14 protein-coding genes, 1 tRNA gene, 1 rRNA gene and 1 pseudogene are annotated in these 18,029 nt (G+C 55.3%); 6 read left to right on the top strand and 11 right to left on the bottom strand.

Annotation, left to right across the window (positions count from 1 at the left end; translation table 11 throughout):
• The first annotated feature begins 24 nt into the window (after positions 1–24).
• Together rrf and ACRDD5_RS18005 are read left to right on the top strand one after the other, a co-directional pair.
• Positions 25–140, top strand: a 5S ribosomal RNA gene (gene rrf, locus ACRDD5_RS18010).
• Between the two features lie 246 nt (positions 141–386).
• Entirely contained in the window at positions 387–2,087 is a 1,701-nt protein-coding gene (locus ACRDD5_RS18005; RefSeq protein WP_438677556.1) for a SulP family inorganic anion transporter, read from the top strand.
• 88 nt (positions 2,088–2,175) lie between these two features.
• On the opposite strand, the gene ACRDD5_RS18000 is transcribed toward ACRDD5_RS18005, so the two are convergent.
• From ACRDD5_RS18000 to ACRDD5_RS17980, 5 genes are all read right to left on the bottom strand, one after another.
• Positions 2,176–3,312 (bottom strand): Gfo/Idh/MocA family protein, encoded by a 1,137-nt coding sequence (locus ACRDD5_RS18000; RefSeq protein ID WP_438677555.1) that lies wholly within the window; start codon positions 3,310–3,312, stop codon positions 2,176–2,178.
• Positions 3,309–4,373 carry a sugar phosphate isomerase/epimerase family protein gene (locus ACRDD5_RS17995; protein ID WP_271280571.1) on the bottom strand — a complete coding sequence of 355 codons (1,065 nt, stop codon included), beginning with the start codon at positions 4,371–4,373 and terminating at the stop codon, positions 3,309–3,311. Before ACRDD5_RS17995 ends, ACRDD5_RS18000 begins: the two co-directional genes overlap by 4 nt.
• Positions 4,374–4,444: 71 nt before the next feature.
• On the bottom strand, positions 4,445–5,398 hold the full coding sequence (locus tag ACRDD5_RS17990) for a substrate-binding domain-containing protein (protein ID WP_438677554.1): 954 nt from the start codon (positions 5,396–5,398) through the stop codon (positions 4,445–4,447).
• A gap of 65 nt (positions 5,399–5,463) precedes the next feature.
• A complete protein-coding gene (locus ACRDD5_RS17985; RefSeq protein ID WP_438677553.1) occupies positions 5,464–6,447 on the bottom strand; it encodes an ABC transporter permease in 984 nt (327 codons plus the stop codon).
• Positions 6,428–7,915, bottom strand: coding sequence for a sugar ABC transporter ATP-binding protein (locus ACRDD5_RS17980; RefSeq protein WP_438677552.1), 1,488 nt, complete (start codon positions 7,913–7,915; stop codon positions 6,428–6,430). The genes ACRDD5_RS17985 and ACRDD5_RS17980 overlap by 20 nt, the downstream gene beginning before the upstream one ends.
• 278 nt (positions 7,916–8,193) lie before the next feature.
• Between ACRDD5_RS17980 and ACRDD5_RS17975 the strand changes: the two are divergent.
• Positions 8,194–9,818: pseudogene (locus ACRDD5_RS17975) on the top strand (transglycosylase SLT domain-containing protein).
• 59 nt (positions 9,819–9,877) lie between these two features.
• On the opposite strand, the gene ACRDD5_RS17970 reads toward ACRDD5_RS17975, so the two are convergent.
• A tRNA-Phe gene (locus ACRDD5_RS17970) sits at positions 9,878–9,953 on the bottom strand.
• Positions 9,954–10,125: 172 nt separating this feature from the next.
• Here ACRDD5_RS17970 and ACRDD5_RS17965 point away from each other — a divergent pair.
• Positions 10,126–10,968 carry an AraC family ligand binding domain-containing protein gene (locus ACRDD5_RS17965; RefSeq protein WP_438677551.1) on the top strand — a complete coding sequence of 281 codons (843 nt, stop codon included), beginning with the start codon at positions 10,126–10,128 and terminating at the stop codon, positions 10,966–10,968.
• Positions 10,969–11,004: 36 nt separating this feature from the next.
• On the top strand, positions 11,005–11,595 hold the full coding sequence (locus tag ACRDD5_RS17960) for a LysE family translocator (RefSeq protein WP_438677550.1): 591 nt from the start codon (positions 11,005–11,007) through the stop codon (positions 11,593–11,595).
• Here ACRDD5_RS17960 and ACRDD5_RS17955 read toward each other — a convergent pair.
• The 5 genes from ACRDD5_RS17955 to aspA all read right to left on the bottom strand — a co-directional run bounded on the left by ACRDD5_RS17955 (position 11,592) and on the right by aspA (position 17,184).
• Positions 11,592–12,167, bottom strand: coding sequence for a transcriptional regulator (locus ACRDD5_RS17955; RefSeq protein WP_271283334.1), 576 nt, complete (start codon positions 12,165–12,167; stop codon positions 11,592–11,594). The two genes, ACRDD5_RS17960 and ACRDD5_RS17955, sit on opposite strands and share 4 nt — an antisense overlap.
• A gap of 47 nt (positions 12,168–12,214) precedes the next feature.
• The gene (locus tag ACRDD5_RS17950; protein WP_438677549.1) at positions 12,215–13,918 is read right to left on the bottom strand and encodes a protein-disulfide reductase DsbD; all 1,704 of its coding nucleotides are present in this window, start codon (positions 13,916–13,918) and stop codon (positions 12,215–12,217) included.
• Positions 13,894–14,217: a divalent cation tolerance protein CutA gene (gene cutA, locus ACRDD5_RS17945; RefSeq protein WP_271267857.1), complete on the bottom strand. Its 324-nt coding sequence runs from the start codon at positions 14,215–14,217 to the stop codon at positions 13,894–13,896. Before cutA ends, ACRDD5_RS17950 begins: the two co-directional genes overlap by 25 nt.
• A gap of 113 nt (positions 14,218–14,330) precedes the next feature.
• Positions 14,331–15,632, bottom strand: coding sequence for an anaerobic C4-dicarboxylate transporter (locus ACRDD5_RS17940; RefSeq protein WP_271283332.1), 1,302 nt, complete (start codon positions 15,630–15,632; stop codon positions 14,331–14,333).
• Between the two features lie 115 nt (positions 15,633–15,747).
• Positions 15,748–17,184: an aspartate ammonia-lyase gene (aspA, locus tag ACRDD5_RS17935; RefSeq protein ID WP_438677548.1), complete on the bottom strand. Its 1,437-nt coding sequence runs from the start codon at positions 17,182–17,184 to the stop codon at positions 15,748–15,750.
• Positions 17,185–17,520: 336 nt separating this feature from the next.
• On the opposite strand from aspA, the gene ACRDD5_RS17930 reads away from it, so the two are divergent.
• Complete coding sequence (locus tag ACRDD5_RS17930; protein ID WP_271283330.1) at positions 17,521–17,991, top strand: FxsA family protein; 471 nt, start codon at positions 17,521–17,523, stop codon at positions 17,989–17,991.
• The last annotated feature ends 38 nt before the right edge of the window (positions 17,992–18,029 follow it).

Here is an 18,029-nt window from a genome sequence, read left to right as displayed (position 1 = left end):
CAACGGTTAACAAAACAGAATATGCCTGGCGGCACTAGCGCGGTGGTCCCACCTGACCCCATGCCGAACTCAGAAGTGAAACGCCGTAGCGCCGATGGTAGTGTGGGGTCTCCCCATGCGAGAGTAGGGAACTGCCAGGCATCAAACAAGAAGAACCCCGTACCGGAAGGTGCGGGGTTTTTTGCGTCTGTTTTTTACGGAAAAAATACAGTTCCGTATCGCTTTTTTCCAGCCTGAATCGCTTTAAATGATGCTGAGTTCGTCGTTTAGGTTTCTTGTTTTACCCCGAAAATATCAGGATCGACCGCGACGGTACCGTGTATCTTTATCTCTAAGTGAGGAGATATGCGGAGAAGAACGTGTCTGGAAACGTTTTATTAAACTACATGCCAGGGTTGAAAAACTTATTAGCGTACGAGAAAAGCTGGCTAAAACAAGACATTAAGGCTGGTTTGTCCGTGGCTGCCGTCGCACTTCCGGTGGCTATTGCTTATGCTGAGTTGGCAGGTGTAGGGGCTATCGTAGGGCTGTATTCCTGCGTTTTGCCGATGATCGCTTATGCGCTGTTTGGTTCTTCCCGTCAGCTTATTGTTGGCCCTGATGCAACGACCTGTGCGGTCATTGCGGCCGTTGTGGTTCCTCTGTCCGCCGGAAACCCCGAACTTCACTGGCAACTGACGATTGTCATGACATTGATGATGGGAGGATGGTGCCTGCTTGCCAGTAAATTTCGCCTTGGGGCACTGGCCGATCTGCTTTCCCATCCCATTCTGACAGGTTTACTTAACGGCGTTGCCGTGACGATTATCGTCGGGCAATTAGGCAAGGTTTTTGGGATCCAGCTTAATGAAGAGCAGGTCATCGAGAAAATCATTGCTCTGCCAGGACGAATTTCAGAAGGCCATTTATTAACCTTCGGGATATCCGTTTTAACGTTAGTGATTTTAATGGCGATCAAAACGTTTCGCAGACATTGGCCAGCCCCGTTGGTTGCCATTGTGATCACTACGGCACTGGTATGGGCCACATCGGCGCAACAGTATGGTATTGCCACTATTGGTGGCGTTGGCTTCCAGTCTGGATTACCCGTCGTTCACTGGGGATCGTTCCAGCCTGCTCTGATGCGTGATTTAGTGATCCCTGCGCTGAACCTGGCGCTGGTCAGTTTTGTCAGCCTGATGCTGACGGCTCGCAGTTTCGCTGCGAAAAATGGCTACGACATTAATGCCGATTCTGAGTTCAGAGCGCTGGGTCTGGCGAATCTTATGTCGGGCTTATCTCAGGGATTTGCTATTAGTGGCGCCGATTCCCGAACTGCGGTTAATGATTCCAGTGGCGGGAAAAGCCAGCTGGTTTCCATTGTCGCCGCCGTCATCATTGGCATCGTTGTGCTGTTTTTCACCCAGCCATTACAATACATCCCGGTATCTGCATTAGGGATTGTTTTAATTTATGCCTCCTGGTCATTGATTGATTTACGCGGGCTATGGAGCCTGAGGCGAAGAAATAAGCAAGCTTTTCGCCTGGCCTGTTTCACGTTCGTCTGCGTTTTAATTATCGGCGTTATCCAGGGGATCGGTCTTGCGGTGTTACTTGGCCTGCTGCAGTTCCTGCGCACGGTCTTTCGTCCTTCTGAGCATTTGTTAGGAACGGACGAACATGGAATGATCCACTCGTTAGGCAACACCACTGATATAAAAATGATCCCCGGCGTGCTGATGTATCGATTTAACTCACCACTGACCTATTTTAATGTGGCTTATTTCAAACGCCGTGTATTGAATTTAGTCGATGGTGCAGCGCGACAACCGAAGTGGGTGGTAATTGATGCCGTTGCCTGCTTTACCCATCCAGATATCAGCGTCTTAGCCACTATTAATGAGTTAAAGCGTGACCTGAAAAGCCGACAGATTACGTTAATCCTTGCGGGCCGGAAAACGGAGTTAACCCGCTGGTTTAAGGAAAGTCGGCCCACAATGAAAGATGATGACATGATTCTGGTGCCAGACCTCTATCTGGCGATCCGACTCATTCACAGCACAGAGAGTATGAATGAGGGGGAACAAGGGGATGTTGAGCTAACCTGATGGTGGAAACAGAATCCCCTCGATCAGAAGGGAGTGGCCACGAATGTTCCCTGGGCCCTGTCTTTGTAAGACAGGGCCGGTGTTGGATTTATAAGGGTATCCAGGCCCCCCCTGCACGATGACTGTCCAGCACTGCTTCAATAAAACGCATGCCGTTCACTCCCTCTTCCACACAGGGAAGATCGTCCGTCTCAGTCGGGGGAGGAACTCCCGCCTGCATGGCATGAATGCGCAGTGCGGCATCGGTATACAGCTGAGCGAACGCCTCCAGATAACCCTCAGGATGACCGGCTGGTACACGGGTGGCATGTGTTGCTGCCGGACTCAGGCTACGTCCCCGGGTTAGCCGCTGAGCCTGACCCGCAAGTGGGGTAAACCACAGCTGGTTCGGTTCCTCCTGACTGAAAACTAAACTGGCACGGGAGCCGTAGATGCGCAGTACCAGGCGGTTTTCCTCGCCACTGGCGACCTGACTTGCGACCAGTGCACCCCGGGCCCCATTGGAATAACGCATCCAGACCTGAACATGATCATCAACCCGTCTGCCAGGTACAAAGGTGTGTAGCTCGGCGCTGAGCGTCTCCGGCAACTGGCCGCTGACAAAGGCGGCGAGCTGCCAGGCATGGGTGCCGATATCACCCAGACAACCGGCCTGACCGGATCGGGCGGGGTCGGTGCGCCAGGCCGCCTGACGATTACCGCTGGCCTCCAGCGGTTCTGCCAGCCAGTCCTGAAGATACTCCACCTGCACATAACGCAGCTCGCCGAGTTCACCCGCCGCCACCAGGGCGCGAGCATGGCGTACCATCGGGTAACCGCTATAGGTGTGGGTCACGGCAAACAGCCGCTGCTGCCGTTTTGCCAGCGCGGCCAGGGCCTCTCCTTCCGCGAGCGTCAGCGCCAGCGGTTTATCGCAGATCACGTGGATACCGGCTTCCAGAAAAGCGGTGGCCACAGGGGCATGCAGATGATTAGGGGTGACGATAGCGACGACGTCTATACCGTCCGGACGGGCAGACTCCTGCCGGGCCATTTCGCGATAATCGCTGTAGCTGCGCGGCAGTCTCAGTTCAGCCGCGCTGGCCGCTGCTCTGCCAGGATCGCCTGAGAGGGCCGCCGCGACCAGTTCGTAGCGGTCGTCCAGCCGGGCTGCCAGTCGATGTACAGCACCGATAAAAGCACCTTGTCCTCCTCCCACCATGCCAAGACGCAGACGGCGATTCATGTTTTAGCTCCCAGCCCCAGTAAGGTGGATAGCTGAGCCGGATCGAGGCGGCTATCGGCAAAGTCATCGAAGGCATGATCCGCCACCCGAATAATGTGCTGGCGAATAAATTGCGCCCCTTCAGCAGCCCCGCTCTGTGGGTGTTTGAGAGCACACTCCCACTCCAGCACGGCCCAGCCGGCATAGTCATACTGGGTCAGCTTCGAGAAGATAGCCGTAAAGTCTATCTGCCCGTCACCCAGAGAGCGAAAACGCCCTGCGCGATCCTGCCAGTCCTGATATCCCCCATACACACCCTGACGGCCGGTGGGTCTAAACTCCGCATCTTTCACGTGAAACGCTTTGATTCGCTGATGATAGATGTCGATAAATGCCAGATAATCAAGCTGCTGTAATACGAAGTGGCTGGGATCATAAAGAATATTGGCACGTGGATGCGCATCCAATGCCGCCAGAAAACGTTCGAACGTCACCCCATCGTGCAGATCTTCACCGGGGTGCAACTCATAACACACGTCAACGCCTTGCTCATCAAACGCATCCAGTACAGGACGCCAACGGCGCGCCAGCTCGGCAAAGGCTTCATCAATCAGCCCTGCCGGTCGCTGCGGCCAGGGGTAAAGATAAGGCCAGGCGAAGGCGCCGCTAAAGGTGGCATGTGCTGTTAATCCCAGACGCTGAGAGGCCTTCGCCGCCGCCATCAGTTGATTAACCGCCCACTCGGTACGTGCTGTCGGCTTACCGCGCATTTCGGGGGCCGCGAATTGGTCAAACAAGGAATCATAGGCCGGGTGCACCGCCACCAGCTGCCCTTGCAGGTGAGTCGAAAGCTCCGTGATGACGAGCCCATGCTCGGCCAGCTGTCCGGCTACCTCGTCACAATAGGTTTGGCTGTGTGCCGCCTGGTTCAAATCGAACAAATGGGGGTGATTCGTGGGGAGCTGTACCCCGGTGAATCCCAGCTCTGCGGCCCAGCCAGCCAGTCCCTGCAGCGTATCGAAGGGCGGGTCGTCACCGATAAATTGTGCAAGAAAGATCGCCGGTCCTTTGATGGTTTTCATGCGCAACTCCTTCATCACGCGGTGATAGTGGGGGTTGCGGGGCGATCAGCCCACCCCGCATCTACACAAACTCAGAAGGGTGAATCAGGGAAGTAGAAATCTTTGGCATTGTCTTTGGTGATCAACACCGAAGGAATAATGGTTTTGGCTGGTAGGTCCTTGCCTGCCAGGCGCGCCTCTGCGGTCAGTTTGATCGCATCGTAGATAAACTTAGGTGAATAGGAGACGTTCGCCTGGATGCGCGGATCATTTCCATCCATTAACGTTTTAATGGCCCCTTTGGCACCTGCACCACCAAAGACAATTTTGATGTCATCACGTTTGGCCTGGTCAATGGCCTTGAGTACGCCGACCGCCATATCATCATCGGCAGCCCAGACGGCATCGATATGCTTATAGCGGGTGAGGTAGTCCTGCATCACTTTGAAGGCATCATCCCGGTTCCAGTTACCGTATTTGGCATCAAGAATTTTCATCTCAGGATGTTGTTTGATCACGGCAGAGAATGCGTCAAAACGCTCGTTATCCAGCGTGGTTGGAATACCGCGCAAGACCACCAGATCGCCTTTGCCACCCATGGTCTTCGCCAGATATTCGGCCGGCAGTTTACCAAATGCGGTGTTGTCACCGGCGACGTAAGCATCCTGGGCTTTGGTGTCGGTTAATCCTCTGTCAACGACCGTGACATACACCCCTTTATCTTTCACCTGAGCCACTGGCTTGGTCAGCGTTGCGGATTCAAACGGGAAAATGACCAGGGTGTTCATTTTGTTGACCGTTAACAGATCCTGCAGCTGGTTAGCCTGTTCGGGGGCGTTGGCCGCCGTTTTCACGATGACCTTGAGATCGGGGTGCGCCTTCTCCAGATCCTCTTTGGCCTTGTTAGCCCACCAGACGATGCCAGAGGTGAAACTGTGGGTGGCCGTCGGAATAGAAACGCCCAGCGTTACACTCTCTGCCGCCCAGCTGGTATTGAGCGAGCAGGCAAGGACACTGGCACCAATAATGCGAAGCACGTTATTCATCGAGTTATCTCCAGTTAATCTAACGGTTTGCCCGCGTGCCGCGGATTTCCTCTGTTACCACTACCTCAACGCCCGCGTTGCAGGAACGCGACGATGATAATCACCACCCCCTGAACGGCGGCATTGAGATAAACGCTGATGATGCTGGTGAGATTAAGAATGTTACTGATCACGGAAAGCAGGATGGCGCCGATCACCGTCCCGACAATGCGGCCTTCCCCTCCCTTGAGGGTCGTCCCGCCTACCACCACGGCGGCAATCGCTTCCAGCTCCCACAGCAGGCCGGTACTCGGCGTGGCGGAACCCAGCCGCGGGACATACAGTAAGGTCGCGATGCCGACACATAACCCGAGCAGCGCATAGGTCAGGATTTTGATGTGATCGACGCGGATCGCGGCATAACGGGCAACCTGCTCGTTCGATCCGATGGCCTGCGCATAGCGGCCAAAAGCGGTACGGTTGAGTAATATCCCGCCCGCCAGGGCCACGATGGCAAACACCCACACCGGGATGGGCACGCCGAGCAAACTGCCATAATAGACAGGGCTGTAGATATCCGCCTGGGTGTCAGCAAGCGTGAGTGCGCCCCCATCAGCCAGCCAGGTGAGGCAGGCCCGAAAGATACCCAGGGTACCCAGAGTGACGACAAAGGGTTCGATCAGCCCTTTGGTAATCAACACGCCATGCATGGCACCAAACAGGGCACCCAGCACCAGAGCAAACAGTGCCCCAAATACCACCCCAGCCAGCGGAGAAGCGGAGAAGTGATTCATAAACAGGATCACACAGCCTGCGATCAGTGCTGCCATGGAGCCAACCGAAAGATCGATCCCGCCGGACATAATGACAAAGGTCATGCCCACCGCGATGATGCCGATAAAAGCCGTGCGGGTCAGCACATTCATCATGTTATCGAGGGTGGCAAAATCCGGGTTGAGCAGAGTGCCGACGATGCACAACAGAATCAACCCAATCAGCGGGCCAAGCCCCGAAAGGTGCGACCAGGTGCGACGCAAGGCCAGGAAACGATCAGCGGGTACCGGTGGCATAGGTGATCAGCTCCTCTTCGTTCAGTTTTTCAGCGCTAAGCTCTGCCTGCAACCGTCCCGCACGTAACACCAGTACGCGATGGCACAAACCGATCAGTTCAATCAATTCGCTGGAGATGACAATCACGGCGCGTCCTTCAGCAGCAAGTCGTTGAATCAAAAAATAGATGTCTCTTTTGGCACCCACATCGACGCCACGAGTGGGTTCATCAAGCACGATAACGCGCGGGTCCGGGTGCAGGAATTTGGCCAGCACCAGTTTCTGTTGATTCCCCCCGGATAGCATGCGCGCCCTGGCGTTAAGATCGCCCACTTTGAGCCCAAAGATCGTTACCGCCTGCTCAAGCGCCTCCTGCTCTGCGCGCTGATTGAGTAACGGCGTGGCGTAGCGTTCCAGGGTCATCAGCGTCAGGTTTTCACTCAGCCCCAGGTTGATATGCAAGCCCTTACCTTTGCGATCTTCCGGCATATAGGTAAGGCCATGACGCATGGCATCGCGTGGATTCCTGGGCTGAACTTTTTTTCCACCCAGCGTCAGCGCCCCGGCACTGCGCGGCCGCAGCCCCATGATGGCTTCAAAAGCCTCAGTACGTCCGGCTCCGACCAGTCCGGCGAAGCCGAGGATCTCCCCCGCGCGCACGTTAAAGCTGAGTTCGTCGATCCAGCCGGGTACTGACAGCCCGTCGACGGCCATTGCCACAGGGGCCTCTCTGGCGGGTGTAAGCTTGGGGGGAAACATGTCTGACATGTCACGGCCTACCATCAGGTTCGCCATCTGCTGGCGCGTAAGATCGGCGGTGGCGGCGCGGGTAACGAAGCGGCCATCGCGCATCACCACGACCTCATCGGTGATGGCTTTAACCTCATCAAGTTTGTGAGAGATGTAAATGATGGTGACCCCATCTGCCTTAAGCTTGCCTATCAGCGCGAATAATCGCTCCGTTTCCGCTGGGGTCAGCGTGGCGGTGGGCTCGTCCATGATTAACAAACGCGCCTGGCGTGATAAGGCTTTAGCGATCTCGACCAGCTGCTTCTCCGCGACGATCAGCCGCCGGACCAGCGTAGTGGGCGAGATCCTGAGGCCGACGTCGGCAAGACGGAGCGCGCTTGCCTTTTCCATGGCGCGCTCATCCAGCAGCCAGCCCCGTTTATATTCATGGCCGAGGAAAATATTTTGGGCAATCGTGAGGTGCTCAGCCAGGTTGAATTCCTGATGGATCAGTACCACACCGGCTTGTTCGGCATCACGAGAAGAACGGAAGTGACAGGCCGTGCCGTCAATGCGCACCTCTCCTTCGCTGGCCTGCTCATAACCGGAGAGAATTTTCATCAGGGTCGACTTACCGGCCCCGTTTTCCCCCAACAAGCCATATATTTTGCCCGGCGCCAGCGTAAAGCTGACCCCATGCAACACGCGCACCGGGCCAAATGCTTTGCGGATCCCGACAAATTCAATCGCGAGGCTCACAAGGACGTTCCTTGTTTATTCAGGTACATCCCCTCCCACGCTGCGCCGCTGATCCCCATCATGCTCACCCGGTGTTATTGATTGTTTCCTGAGTTTGAGTGCAGTGCACAAGGTATAAAAATGCAAGTCAGCTCAATGATTTCTGCCGGGCGGCGCAAAATTTGTGTTTTCAAACACGTCATCAAAGATGGAATGCAGTTTCTGGATACTGTCGAAGTACGCCAGAGAGGGCTGGCGTTGGCTAAAATGAAGAGATGCGCCATGCGGAGTCTCTCGCCATGAATGCCCTCGCGTTTCACCGTTATTTCATCGCTCTTATCACCGCCTTACTGCTCGTCGTTCCTGCGTATGCTGTTTCTGCTGAGCAAAATCAACCGCCTGCGAAGTCTGAGCACGTTAAGCCTCCGCTGGAGGAGCGCGAGGCGCTCGAAGTTAACAGGGAGGAACTGCTGAAACCCTGGGTGGGGGATCTGCCAGGGATGCTCGATCGCCGGGTGATACGCGTATTGACGACGTACAGCAAGACCTTCTTTTTCATCAACAAGGGAACCCAGCGCGGTGTCACCCATGACATGTTTATGGAGTTTGAACGTGAACTCAACGCCAGGTTACTGAAGGAGGACAAGCTCAAACAACGCCATCTCAAAGTACGTATTATCTTCGTACCGGTGGCGCGCGATCAGCTGTTCAAGGCCCTCAACGAGGGACGGGGTGATATTGCCGCCGCAAATCTGACCCTCACGCCGGATCGCCAGAAACTCGTGGATTTCACCCTCCCTCTCTATCCGAATGTCCAGGAACTGCTGCTCTCTGGCCCTTACTCCCCCAGGGTAGACACCCTGGAGCAACTCTCGGGCAAGACGGTATTTGTGCGCCGCTCATCGAGCTATTACGAGAGCCTGACAGCGCTTAACGCACGCTTTGTAAAAGCCTCACTTCCCCCCGTTATTCTTGAAGAAGCACCTGAATCACTTGAAGATGAAGATCTTATCGAGATGGTGAATGCGGGACTCATCCTGTTGATTGTGGTTGATCGCCATAAAGCTGAGTTTTGGAAACAGGTATTTCCAAAAATTCAGATCCACGAAAACATTGTGTTGCGTGACGATGCCAGCATTGCGTGGGCAGTACGCAAAAATAGCCCGGCACTTCTCGCGCTGCTGAATGACTTCGTTAAGGAAAATGGCCAGGGCAGCAAACTGGGCAATACCTTGCTGTTTCGCTACCGAAGAACGCAGACTATGTCAAAAGCGCAGCCGCAGAGAAGGAGCGTCGCAAGCTGCTGAAAATGGTCTATTTATTCAGGAAGTACGGCGACCGCTACGACGTAGACTGGCTGCTGATGGCTGCCCAGGGTTATCAGGAGTCGCGGCTCGACCAGTCCGCCCGCAGCCATGTCGGTGCTATTGGCGTGATGCAGGTGATGCCGCGTACGGGCAAGGAACTGAAAGTGGGCGACATCCGTAAGCTGGATCCCAATATCCATGCGGGGGTGAAATATATGCGCTGGATGATAGACAGTTACTACGGTAATGAGCCGATGACCCGTCTGGACAAGGCGCTCTTCTCGTTTGCCTCTTATAACGCGGGCGCGGCCCGCATTACCCGGCTACGGGCTGAAACCAGGACCCGTGGCTTTGATCCCAACGTTTGGTTTGGCAATGTGGAATATCTGGCTGCTGAACGGATCGGGGCTGAGACCGTTACCTATGTGAGTAACATCTACAAATACTACATCGCCTATCGCCTTATCATGGACGAAGTCGCGCGTAAAGAGAAAGACGCGGAGGAATCACGGGGTCACGTTGAAGTCGCCCCGGACCACTTCAACACGTCATTTTCATTAGACGAGGGAAAGGGTGCTGAGATCCCGTCTGAAAGTCAGCAGACCGGGGCGCAGTAAGCGCAGGGCAGAACGCTAAAAAGCAAAAAACCAGCCCTGAGGCTGGTTTTTCTAAATAGTGGTGCCCGGACTCGGAATCGAACCAAGGACACGGGGATTTTCAATCCCCTGCTCTACCGACTGAGCTATCCGGGCAACGGGGCGAATTAAACCGTAATCACGCCCGGGCGTCAACCTTATTTCGGCAAAAGCTGTTCAACTGCGTAAGATTGCGGCAATCTGTCGGTTTGCGCGTCGATTTTGCACAAATCTTCCAGACACGCAGGTAAGCTCAGGCAATGCTGACAGCGGCAAATGGGGCGATACAGTGAATGACTGGCTTGAGCTGCGACAGCATGCAGATACGGGGATTGAAACAATCAAGGCGCACTTTGAAGGGCACGCCTACGATCCACACTGGCATGACAGTTATCTGGTGGGCATTACCCTCAGCGGAACCCAGCAGTTCCACTGTCGCCGCGAGCGCCATCAGAGCCATCCTGGCGATGCCTTCCTGCTTGAGCCGGGTGAGATCCACGACGGTGACGCACCCGTCGCTGGCGGCTTTACCTATCTGACGTTCTATCTCGATGAGCGCTGGCTCACTGACACCTTGCATGGCCTGTATGAGTCCACACCCGGCAGCTACTCGCTGCATTTCGCCCAGACCCTGACGCGCGATCTGCCGCTGGTCCGTACCATTGGTGACACCTTTGCCACGCTGCACAATGACGAGATGAAGATTGTGCAGCAAAGCACAATGGATAATCTGCTGGCCCAGCTGACGTCACATTGCCACTGGCGCAAAAGAATACCCTCATCGCTGCAGAGTGCAGCGGTGGCCCATCGGGCGCGGGATTATCTGTATGCCCATCTGGGTGACAACATTGGCCTCTCCGACCTCGCCCGGGTGACCGGCACCGATCGCTTCACGCTCACGCGCTGCTTCAAGCGCGAGTTCCATCTGGCCCCTCATGCCTGGCTTATCCAGCTGCGGCTGGCCAAAGCGCGGCAGCTGCTGGCACGAGGGGATCAGCCCGTTGATGTCGCGGCCACGCTGGGCTTTGCCGATCAAAGCCACCTTGGGCGCTGGTTTCAGCGGGCTTATCGCATTACGCCTGCCCATTACCGACGGTTGTGCACAAACCTTCCAGACGTTTCCAGAAAATAACGGCACTGTCAGGGCTCTGATAATAAGGAGTCACCTGTGAGTCTGATGCCGTTTCTGTTATTTGCTTTCGTTGCGTCCATTACGCCGGGGCCAACCAACATCCTCATTCTGACCAACAGCCAGCATTATGGCGTGAGGGCAACGGTGCCTGCACTGGTGAGCGCCTGTGCCGCAGCCAGCGCCATTGTGCTGATTTCAGGAGCCGGAGCGGGGGAGTTATTGCAGACGTATCCGCTGATCCGCCAGCTGATGAGCTGGGCAGGCGTGCTGTGGTTAAGCTGGATGAGCTGGCAGCTGTTTTGTGCGCCTGCAGCTCACTTATCCCGCGAGACGCATACCCGCTTTACCGCACGTGCGGCAGCGCTGTTGCAGGTGATCAATCCCAAGACCTGGATGATGGCGCTGGCCGTCGTCAGCCTGTTTGCGCCTGCGGGGGAGCATGCGTTGCGGGATATCGCCCTGATGGCGCTGTGGTTCCTGCTGATCTCGGTTGCTTGTCTGGCGTGCTGGGCATGGCTGGGGCAGGCGGTGAACCGGCTGTTTCGCACATCCGCGGCGATGGTGCGTTTTCAGCGCCTGATGGCGCTGTGTCTGTTCATGTCTGCCTGGGCGGGGATGCTGGCTTAAGTCAGCGCACCACCCTTGCGGCACTGGGCGAAGTGCAGAATATCTTCTGCCAGCCGGTGCGCGGTATCGACATCGGCCTGGCTACGGTTCACCAGCAGTCGGCTGAGGCAGCCCTCCAGCACCAGATCCATTTGCTTCGCCACCATAGCGGGGTCGTCTACATCCAGGGTCGTGAGGAGTTCATGGGTAAAGTCATGGGAGGCGCGCTTTTGCTGGTCGGCGAGCTGGTGTAGCGGATGATCCGGATCCGGGAAAAAGGTGCAGGCAGCAATAAACAGGCAGCCCGGGTAGCGATGATTGCGCACACATTCGGTCAGGGCCGTATAGCGTGCCAGCAACTTTTGCTGGGGTGTCAGCTCGCTGTTAAGCATCAGCTGCCTGCGCCAGATATCGATCTGCTGACTGAGATAGCGCAGGGCGTCATACAGCAGCGCCTCTTTATCGGGCCAGAACAGACTGAGTTCTTCCACAGGATAATTTACACGCTCGGCAACCCTCTCCAGTGAGGTGCTGGCTATTCCTTGAATTTCAAGTAACTGCAGGGTTGCTCCCAGAATATCTTCACGTTGCACGGTTTTCTCCTCCGTATGCTTTTGCACTTTCCCGCATAAAGTGTCGTTTACGGTTGGCGATCGCGCAAATGCGCTGTGAACGTCGCCGCATCCATAAAGCCCGTTACGCGCTGTGCCGGCTGCTCTTCACCCTGCTCGTTGAAAAACAGAATAGTGGGCAGGCCGAGCACCTTGAGCTGATTAAGTAATGCTTTATCCTCAGCGTTGTTTGCCGTGACGTTGGCCTGCAGCAGGACTGTATTTTTCAGCGCCTGTTGGACCTGCGGATCGCTAAAGGTGTATTTCTCAAACTCTTTACAGGCCACGCACCAGTCGGCGTACAGATCGAGCATTACCGGTTTACCCTGTGCCTGCGCCAGCGCGCGATTTAACGCGTCGACGCTCTCTACCGGAATGAAATTCAGGTGCGCCTGGTTTTGCGCAGCAGGTGCGCCAAACGCCCAGTCCTGCAGGGGACGTACGCTGACCAGCGCTGCGGCCAGCAGCAGGATTTGGACAATGCGCATCCATGGCTTTCTGGCGCTTAAACTGCTGATGAATGCCCAGCCGAAGAACGCCACGCCCAGCATCGCCCACAAACGCAGGCCCCAGACATCACCGATGATACGTTCCAGCAGGAAGACCGGCAGGGCGAGGATCACAAAACCAAACCCGGTTTTGACCTGCTCCATCCACGGGCCACTCTTAGGCAGCAGCCGGTTGCCGAACACCGTTACCAGGATCAGCGGCAGGCCCATGCCCAACGCGTAGAGGTAGAGCGTGCCACCGCCAAGCCACAGATTTCCGCTTTGCGCGATATACAGCAGGATCGCGCTGAGCGGAGCCGTGGTGCAGGGGGAGCAGATCAGCCCGGCGATGGCACCCATCGCAAATACGCCGCCTGCGGAGCCACCCTGCTGGCGATTGCTCATCAGGGTTAAGCGGGTTTGCAGGGAAGAGGGCAGTTGCAGGCTGAACAGGCCAAACATCGACAGCGCCAGCAGGATAAACACCACTGATAGCCCGATTAAGACATACGGATGCTGGAGCGCGGCCTGAAACTGCAGCCCGGCCGCCGCAACGACCAGACCGAGTGCGGTATAGGTGAGCGCCATCCCCTGAACGTAGATAAATGACAGCAGCAGTGCGCGGGCTGTGGAGAGGCGCTGCTTACCGCCAAGCACGATGCCGGAGATCAGCGGATACATCGGCAACACGCACGGCGTCAAGGCGATGCCCATCCCTATTAACACTGCCCAGAGGGGTGAGAATGGGCGCTCAGCGGCTTCAGGTGCGATGTCTGGCTGCACGGCAGGGAGAGGCGTCGCAGCAGGCTTAGCGGCAGCAGTGACTTCGCTCAGGGGGACGATTTTGGTTTCTGGCGGATAGCACAGACCGGCATCGGCGCAGCCCTGATAAGTGACCGTCAGCGTAGCGCCTTTCGCGGCCTGTTGAAGAGTAACCGGCACCGTTAACTGACCGCGGTAGATTTCACTTTTGCCGTAGAACTCATCTTCGTGCCACTCGCCCTTGGGTAGCCGGGGTTCACCCACCTGCGCCTGTGCGGGCGTGATGCTGATCTGCTTGCGATAGAGGTAGTAACCCTCCTTCACCTGCCAGTTTAGGTTCAGTTCATGTTGGTTTTGCTGAAAATCGAAAACAAAAGCCTGGTCGGCAGGCGTGAAGTTAGAGCGGCCGGGTGCGTCAAACAACCCGGCAAAGACTGACGTGCTGCACAGCAGCAGGATCAGCGTAAGGAAGCGTTGAGCCATGAGAGATAGTCGTTATCGCCGTGGAGCACTGGCAGAACCAGCAGTTCCGGGGTCTGGTAAGGATGATGGGATTTGAGACAGTCGAGGAGCGCCTGTTGATTCGCCACGCTGGATTTCAGCAGCATCTGCACCTCGTACTCTTGTTCCAGCTTGCCTTCCCAGTAATAAAGAGAGGTGGCACCGGGAAGTAGAGTCACGCAGGCGGCGAGCTTTTCTGCCAGCACTTTGGCGGCAAGATCCTGGGCGGTGGCTTCATCGGGGGCGGTACAGAGTACAACAACAGCGTCATGTGTGTTCACAAGTCGACCTCGTCTCAGCGTAAAAAATCACTATATCACGGCGGACCGGTGCTCATTAATGAATCGGGCCGCAGAGCGGCCCGACTTTAACTCTTTTTACAACCAAAAGCGTTTTACAGCAGCACACCGCCGATGATGAATCCGAGGATCACACACAGAGTGATAGCAATCACGCCCGGGATCAGGAAGGCGTGGTTAAACACGTATTTACCAATGCGGGTAGAGCCGGTGTCGTCCATTTCCACCGCGGCCAGCAGGGTGGGATAGGTCGGCAGGACGAACAGCGCAGAGACGGCCGCAAAAGAGGCAATGGCGGTCAGCGGGGTGACGCCCAGCATCAGTGCCGCAGGCATCAGCGCTTTGGTGGTGGCGGCCTGGGAGTAAAGCAGAGTTGCGGCAAAGAACAGCACCACAGCCAGCAGCCACGGGTAGTTATGCAGCAGGTCGCCCGCGACGGTCTGGATATCGGTTATATGTGCCTTCACGAAAGTATCACCCAGCCAGGCCACACCCAGGACGCACACGCAGGCGCTCATACCGGATTTGAAGGTGCTGGCGTTGAGCACTTCGCTGGTATCGATTTTACAGGTGATGCTGATCAGCGTAGCGATGGTCAGCATGAACACCACAATCGCTTCGTTACGCGGCAGCACCGGATTCTGAATCAGCCCAACGGTATCGCTGATGGCGGTAGCGTAGAACATCACCGCGACAATACCGATCAAGAACAGCAGCACGGAACGCTTGGCGTGCGGTTTCAGCGTAAATGCCTGACTGCCGCGCAGCTTCACTTCGCCTTTTGCCAGACGTTCCTGATATACCGGATCGTCTTTCAGCTCGGCGCCGAGGAAGTTACAGAATACCGCGGTGATCATTACCGCAATCAGCGTAACCGGAATACAGATCGACAGCAGCGTCAGGTAGCTCACGCCCATCGGTTCGAGAATACCGGCAAAGAACACCACGGCCGCAGAGATTGGCGAAGCAGTGATTGCAATCTGCGAGGCGACAACGGCGATAGAGAGCGGACGGGACGGACGAATGCCCTGCTCTTTGGCAACTTCGGTGATAACGGGCAGGGTAGAGAATGCGGTATGGCCGGTACCCGCCAGAATGGTCATAAACCAGGTGACCAGCGGAGCAAGGAAGGTAATGTATTTAGGATGACGGCGCAGCATACGCTCCGCCAGGCTCACCAGGTAGTCCATACCTCCCGCCACCTGCATGGCGGCGATAGCGGCGATAACCGCCATAATGATTTCAATAACGTCGAACGGGATGGCACCGGGTTTAATTTGAAAAATGAGGGTAAGGACAAGCACGCCGAGACCACCGGCAAAACCGATACCGATCCCCCCGAGTCTTGCGCCTAAGTATATCGCCAACAGGACGACGACGAGTTCTGCTCCAAACATAAGTGCCTACCTTGCTTATTAACAAGTTGATATTGAATTGTTGTGTTTTGGTAACGCCTAAAAAGAAAAAAGGCACGTCACAAGTGACGTGCCTTCATGAATTTAACCTGAACTATTATTGTTCACTTTCATCCGTGTATCTTTTCGCTTTATAGGCCGGGTGCATCAAGTTTTGCGCCGAGAAGATATCATCCAGTTCCGCTTCTGTCAGCAGACCTCGCTCGAGAACCACTTCACGCACGCTCTTACCCGTTTCGGCACAGATTTTACCGACGATATCGCCGTTGTGGTGACCGATGAACGGGTTGAGATAGGTGACGATCCCGATGGAGTTATAAACGTAGCTTTCACAGACGGCTTTGTTGGCGGTAATGCCGTTAATGCATTTTTCCAGCAGGTTGTAGCAAGCGTTGGTCAGGATGTGAATGGATTCAAACATCGCCTGGCCAATGACGGGCTCCATGACGTTCAGCTGCAGCTGGCCGGCTTCAGAGGCCATGGTGACCGTGATGTCGTTACCGATGACTTTGAAGCACACCTGGTTAACCACTTCAGGAACGACCGGGTTAACTTTGGCTGGCATGATGGACGAGCCTGCCTGCAGTTCTGGCAGGTTGATTTCGTTCAGACCGGCACGCGGGCCTGAAGAGAGCAAGCGTAAGTCGTTACAGATTTTGGACAGTTTCACCGCCAGACGTTTCAGTGCGCTGTGCACCATGACGTACGCGCCGCAGTCGGAGGTGGCTTCAATCAGATCTTCTGCTGGCACGACCGCCAGATTGGAGACTTCAGCCAGCTTCTGTACCGCCAGCTGCTGATAGCCATCCGGCGTATTCAGGCGCGTACCGATTGCCGTTGCCCCCAGGTTAACCTCCAGCAGCAGTTCGGAGGTGCGCATCAGGTTGCGGGTTTCTTCATTCAGCAGCACATTGAATGCGTGGAACTCCTGGCCGAGGGTCATCGGCACCGCATCCTGCAGCTGGGTACGGCCCATTTTCAGGATGTCCTGGAATTCGACGGCTTTATTCTGGAAGCCTTCGCCCAGTTGGTTAATCGCATCAACCAGTTTCACCACGGAAGCGTACACCGCGATGCGAAAACCGGTCGGGTAGGCGTCGTTGGTGGACTGGCATTTATTCACGTGGTCGTTCGGGTTCAGGTACTGATACTCACCTTTCTGGTGGCCCATCAGCTCAAGGCCGATGTTTGCCAGCACCTCGTTGGTATTCATGTTCACCGACGTACCCGCGCCGCCCTGATAGACGTCAACCGGGAATTGATCCATACACTTGCCGTTATTCAGCACTTCATCGCAGGCGGCAATGATCGTGTTTGCGACGCTTTTCGGAATGGTTTGCAGCTCTTTGTTGGCCATTGCTGCGGCTTTCTTCACCATTACCATGCCACGCACAAATTCAGGGATATCACTGATTTTGCTGTTGCTGATGTAGAAGTTTTCAATCGCTCTCAGAGTGTGAACACCATAGTAGGCATCCGCTGGAACTTCCCTGGTACCCAACAAATCTTCTTCGATACGAATGTTGTTTAACATGTGAACCTTCTTTTCAAGCTGCAGATGGAATGTACTCAACACACAGTACATCTGTGGTTATGTCTATTTTCTGGCCGACGATTATCCCCTGAATCGACCAGATACCCGAGATCATATGCTGATGATAGCGAAATGCCGTAATCTGGATCACTTATTATCGACCCGATTTCATGATAATTATTAATCTGTGAAATGAATCACCGCTTTAATATTTCCAGAAAAAATATCCGTGCAAACCGATTGAATTTTGGCTAACCGCCTCCACTTCTGACTGATGCGAGTCGCAAAATCACACCCGACAGAGGCCACAGGGCGTCTGCCATACAGGAGAAGCCAGTGCGCTGGATACCGTTAATTGCCGTGTTTCTCTATGTTTACATAGAGATTTCTATTTTTATCCAGGTCGCTCATGTGTTTGGCGTCCTGCTAACGCTGCTGATGGTGATTTTCACCTCGGTCATTGGTATGTCGCTGGTGCGCAATCAGGGTTTTAAAAATTTCCTGTTAATGCAGCAGAAGATGGCCGCAGGCGAAAGCCCGGCGGCAGAGATGATCAAAAGCGTGTCGCTGATTATTGCCGGTCTGCTGCTGGTGCTGCCGGGATTCTTTACCGATCTGCTCGGCCTGCTGTTGCTGTTGCCGCCAGTGCAGAAACTGTTGACCCTGAAGCTGATGCCGCATTTGCGTTTTAACCGGATGCCGGGCGGTGGGTTCAGCGCCGGAACCGGCGGCGGGGAGACCTTCGACGGGGAATATCACCGCAAGGATGAGGATCGTAACCGTCTGGATCATAAAGACGATCGTTAATGAGCATTGCCCGGTAAGCGTAGCGCTACCGGGCTTTT

The sequence above is a fragment of the Silvania sp. genome, from assembly GCF_051656365.1.
In the GTDB taxonomy this organism is placed as follows: Bacteria; Pseudomonadota; Gammaproteobacteria; order Enterobacterales; family Enterobacteriaceae; genus Enterobacter; species Enterobacter hatchlandensis.
The sequence above is the reverse complement of the archived record's forward strand: the minus strand, read 5'-3'. Positions and strand labels throughout refer to the sequence as shown.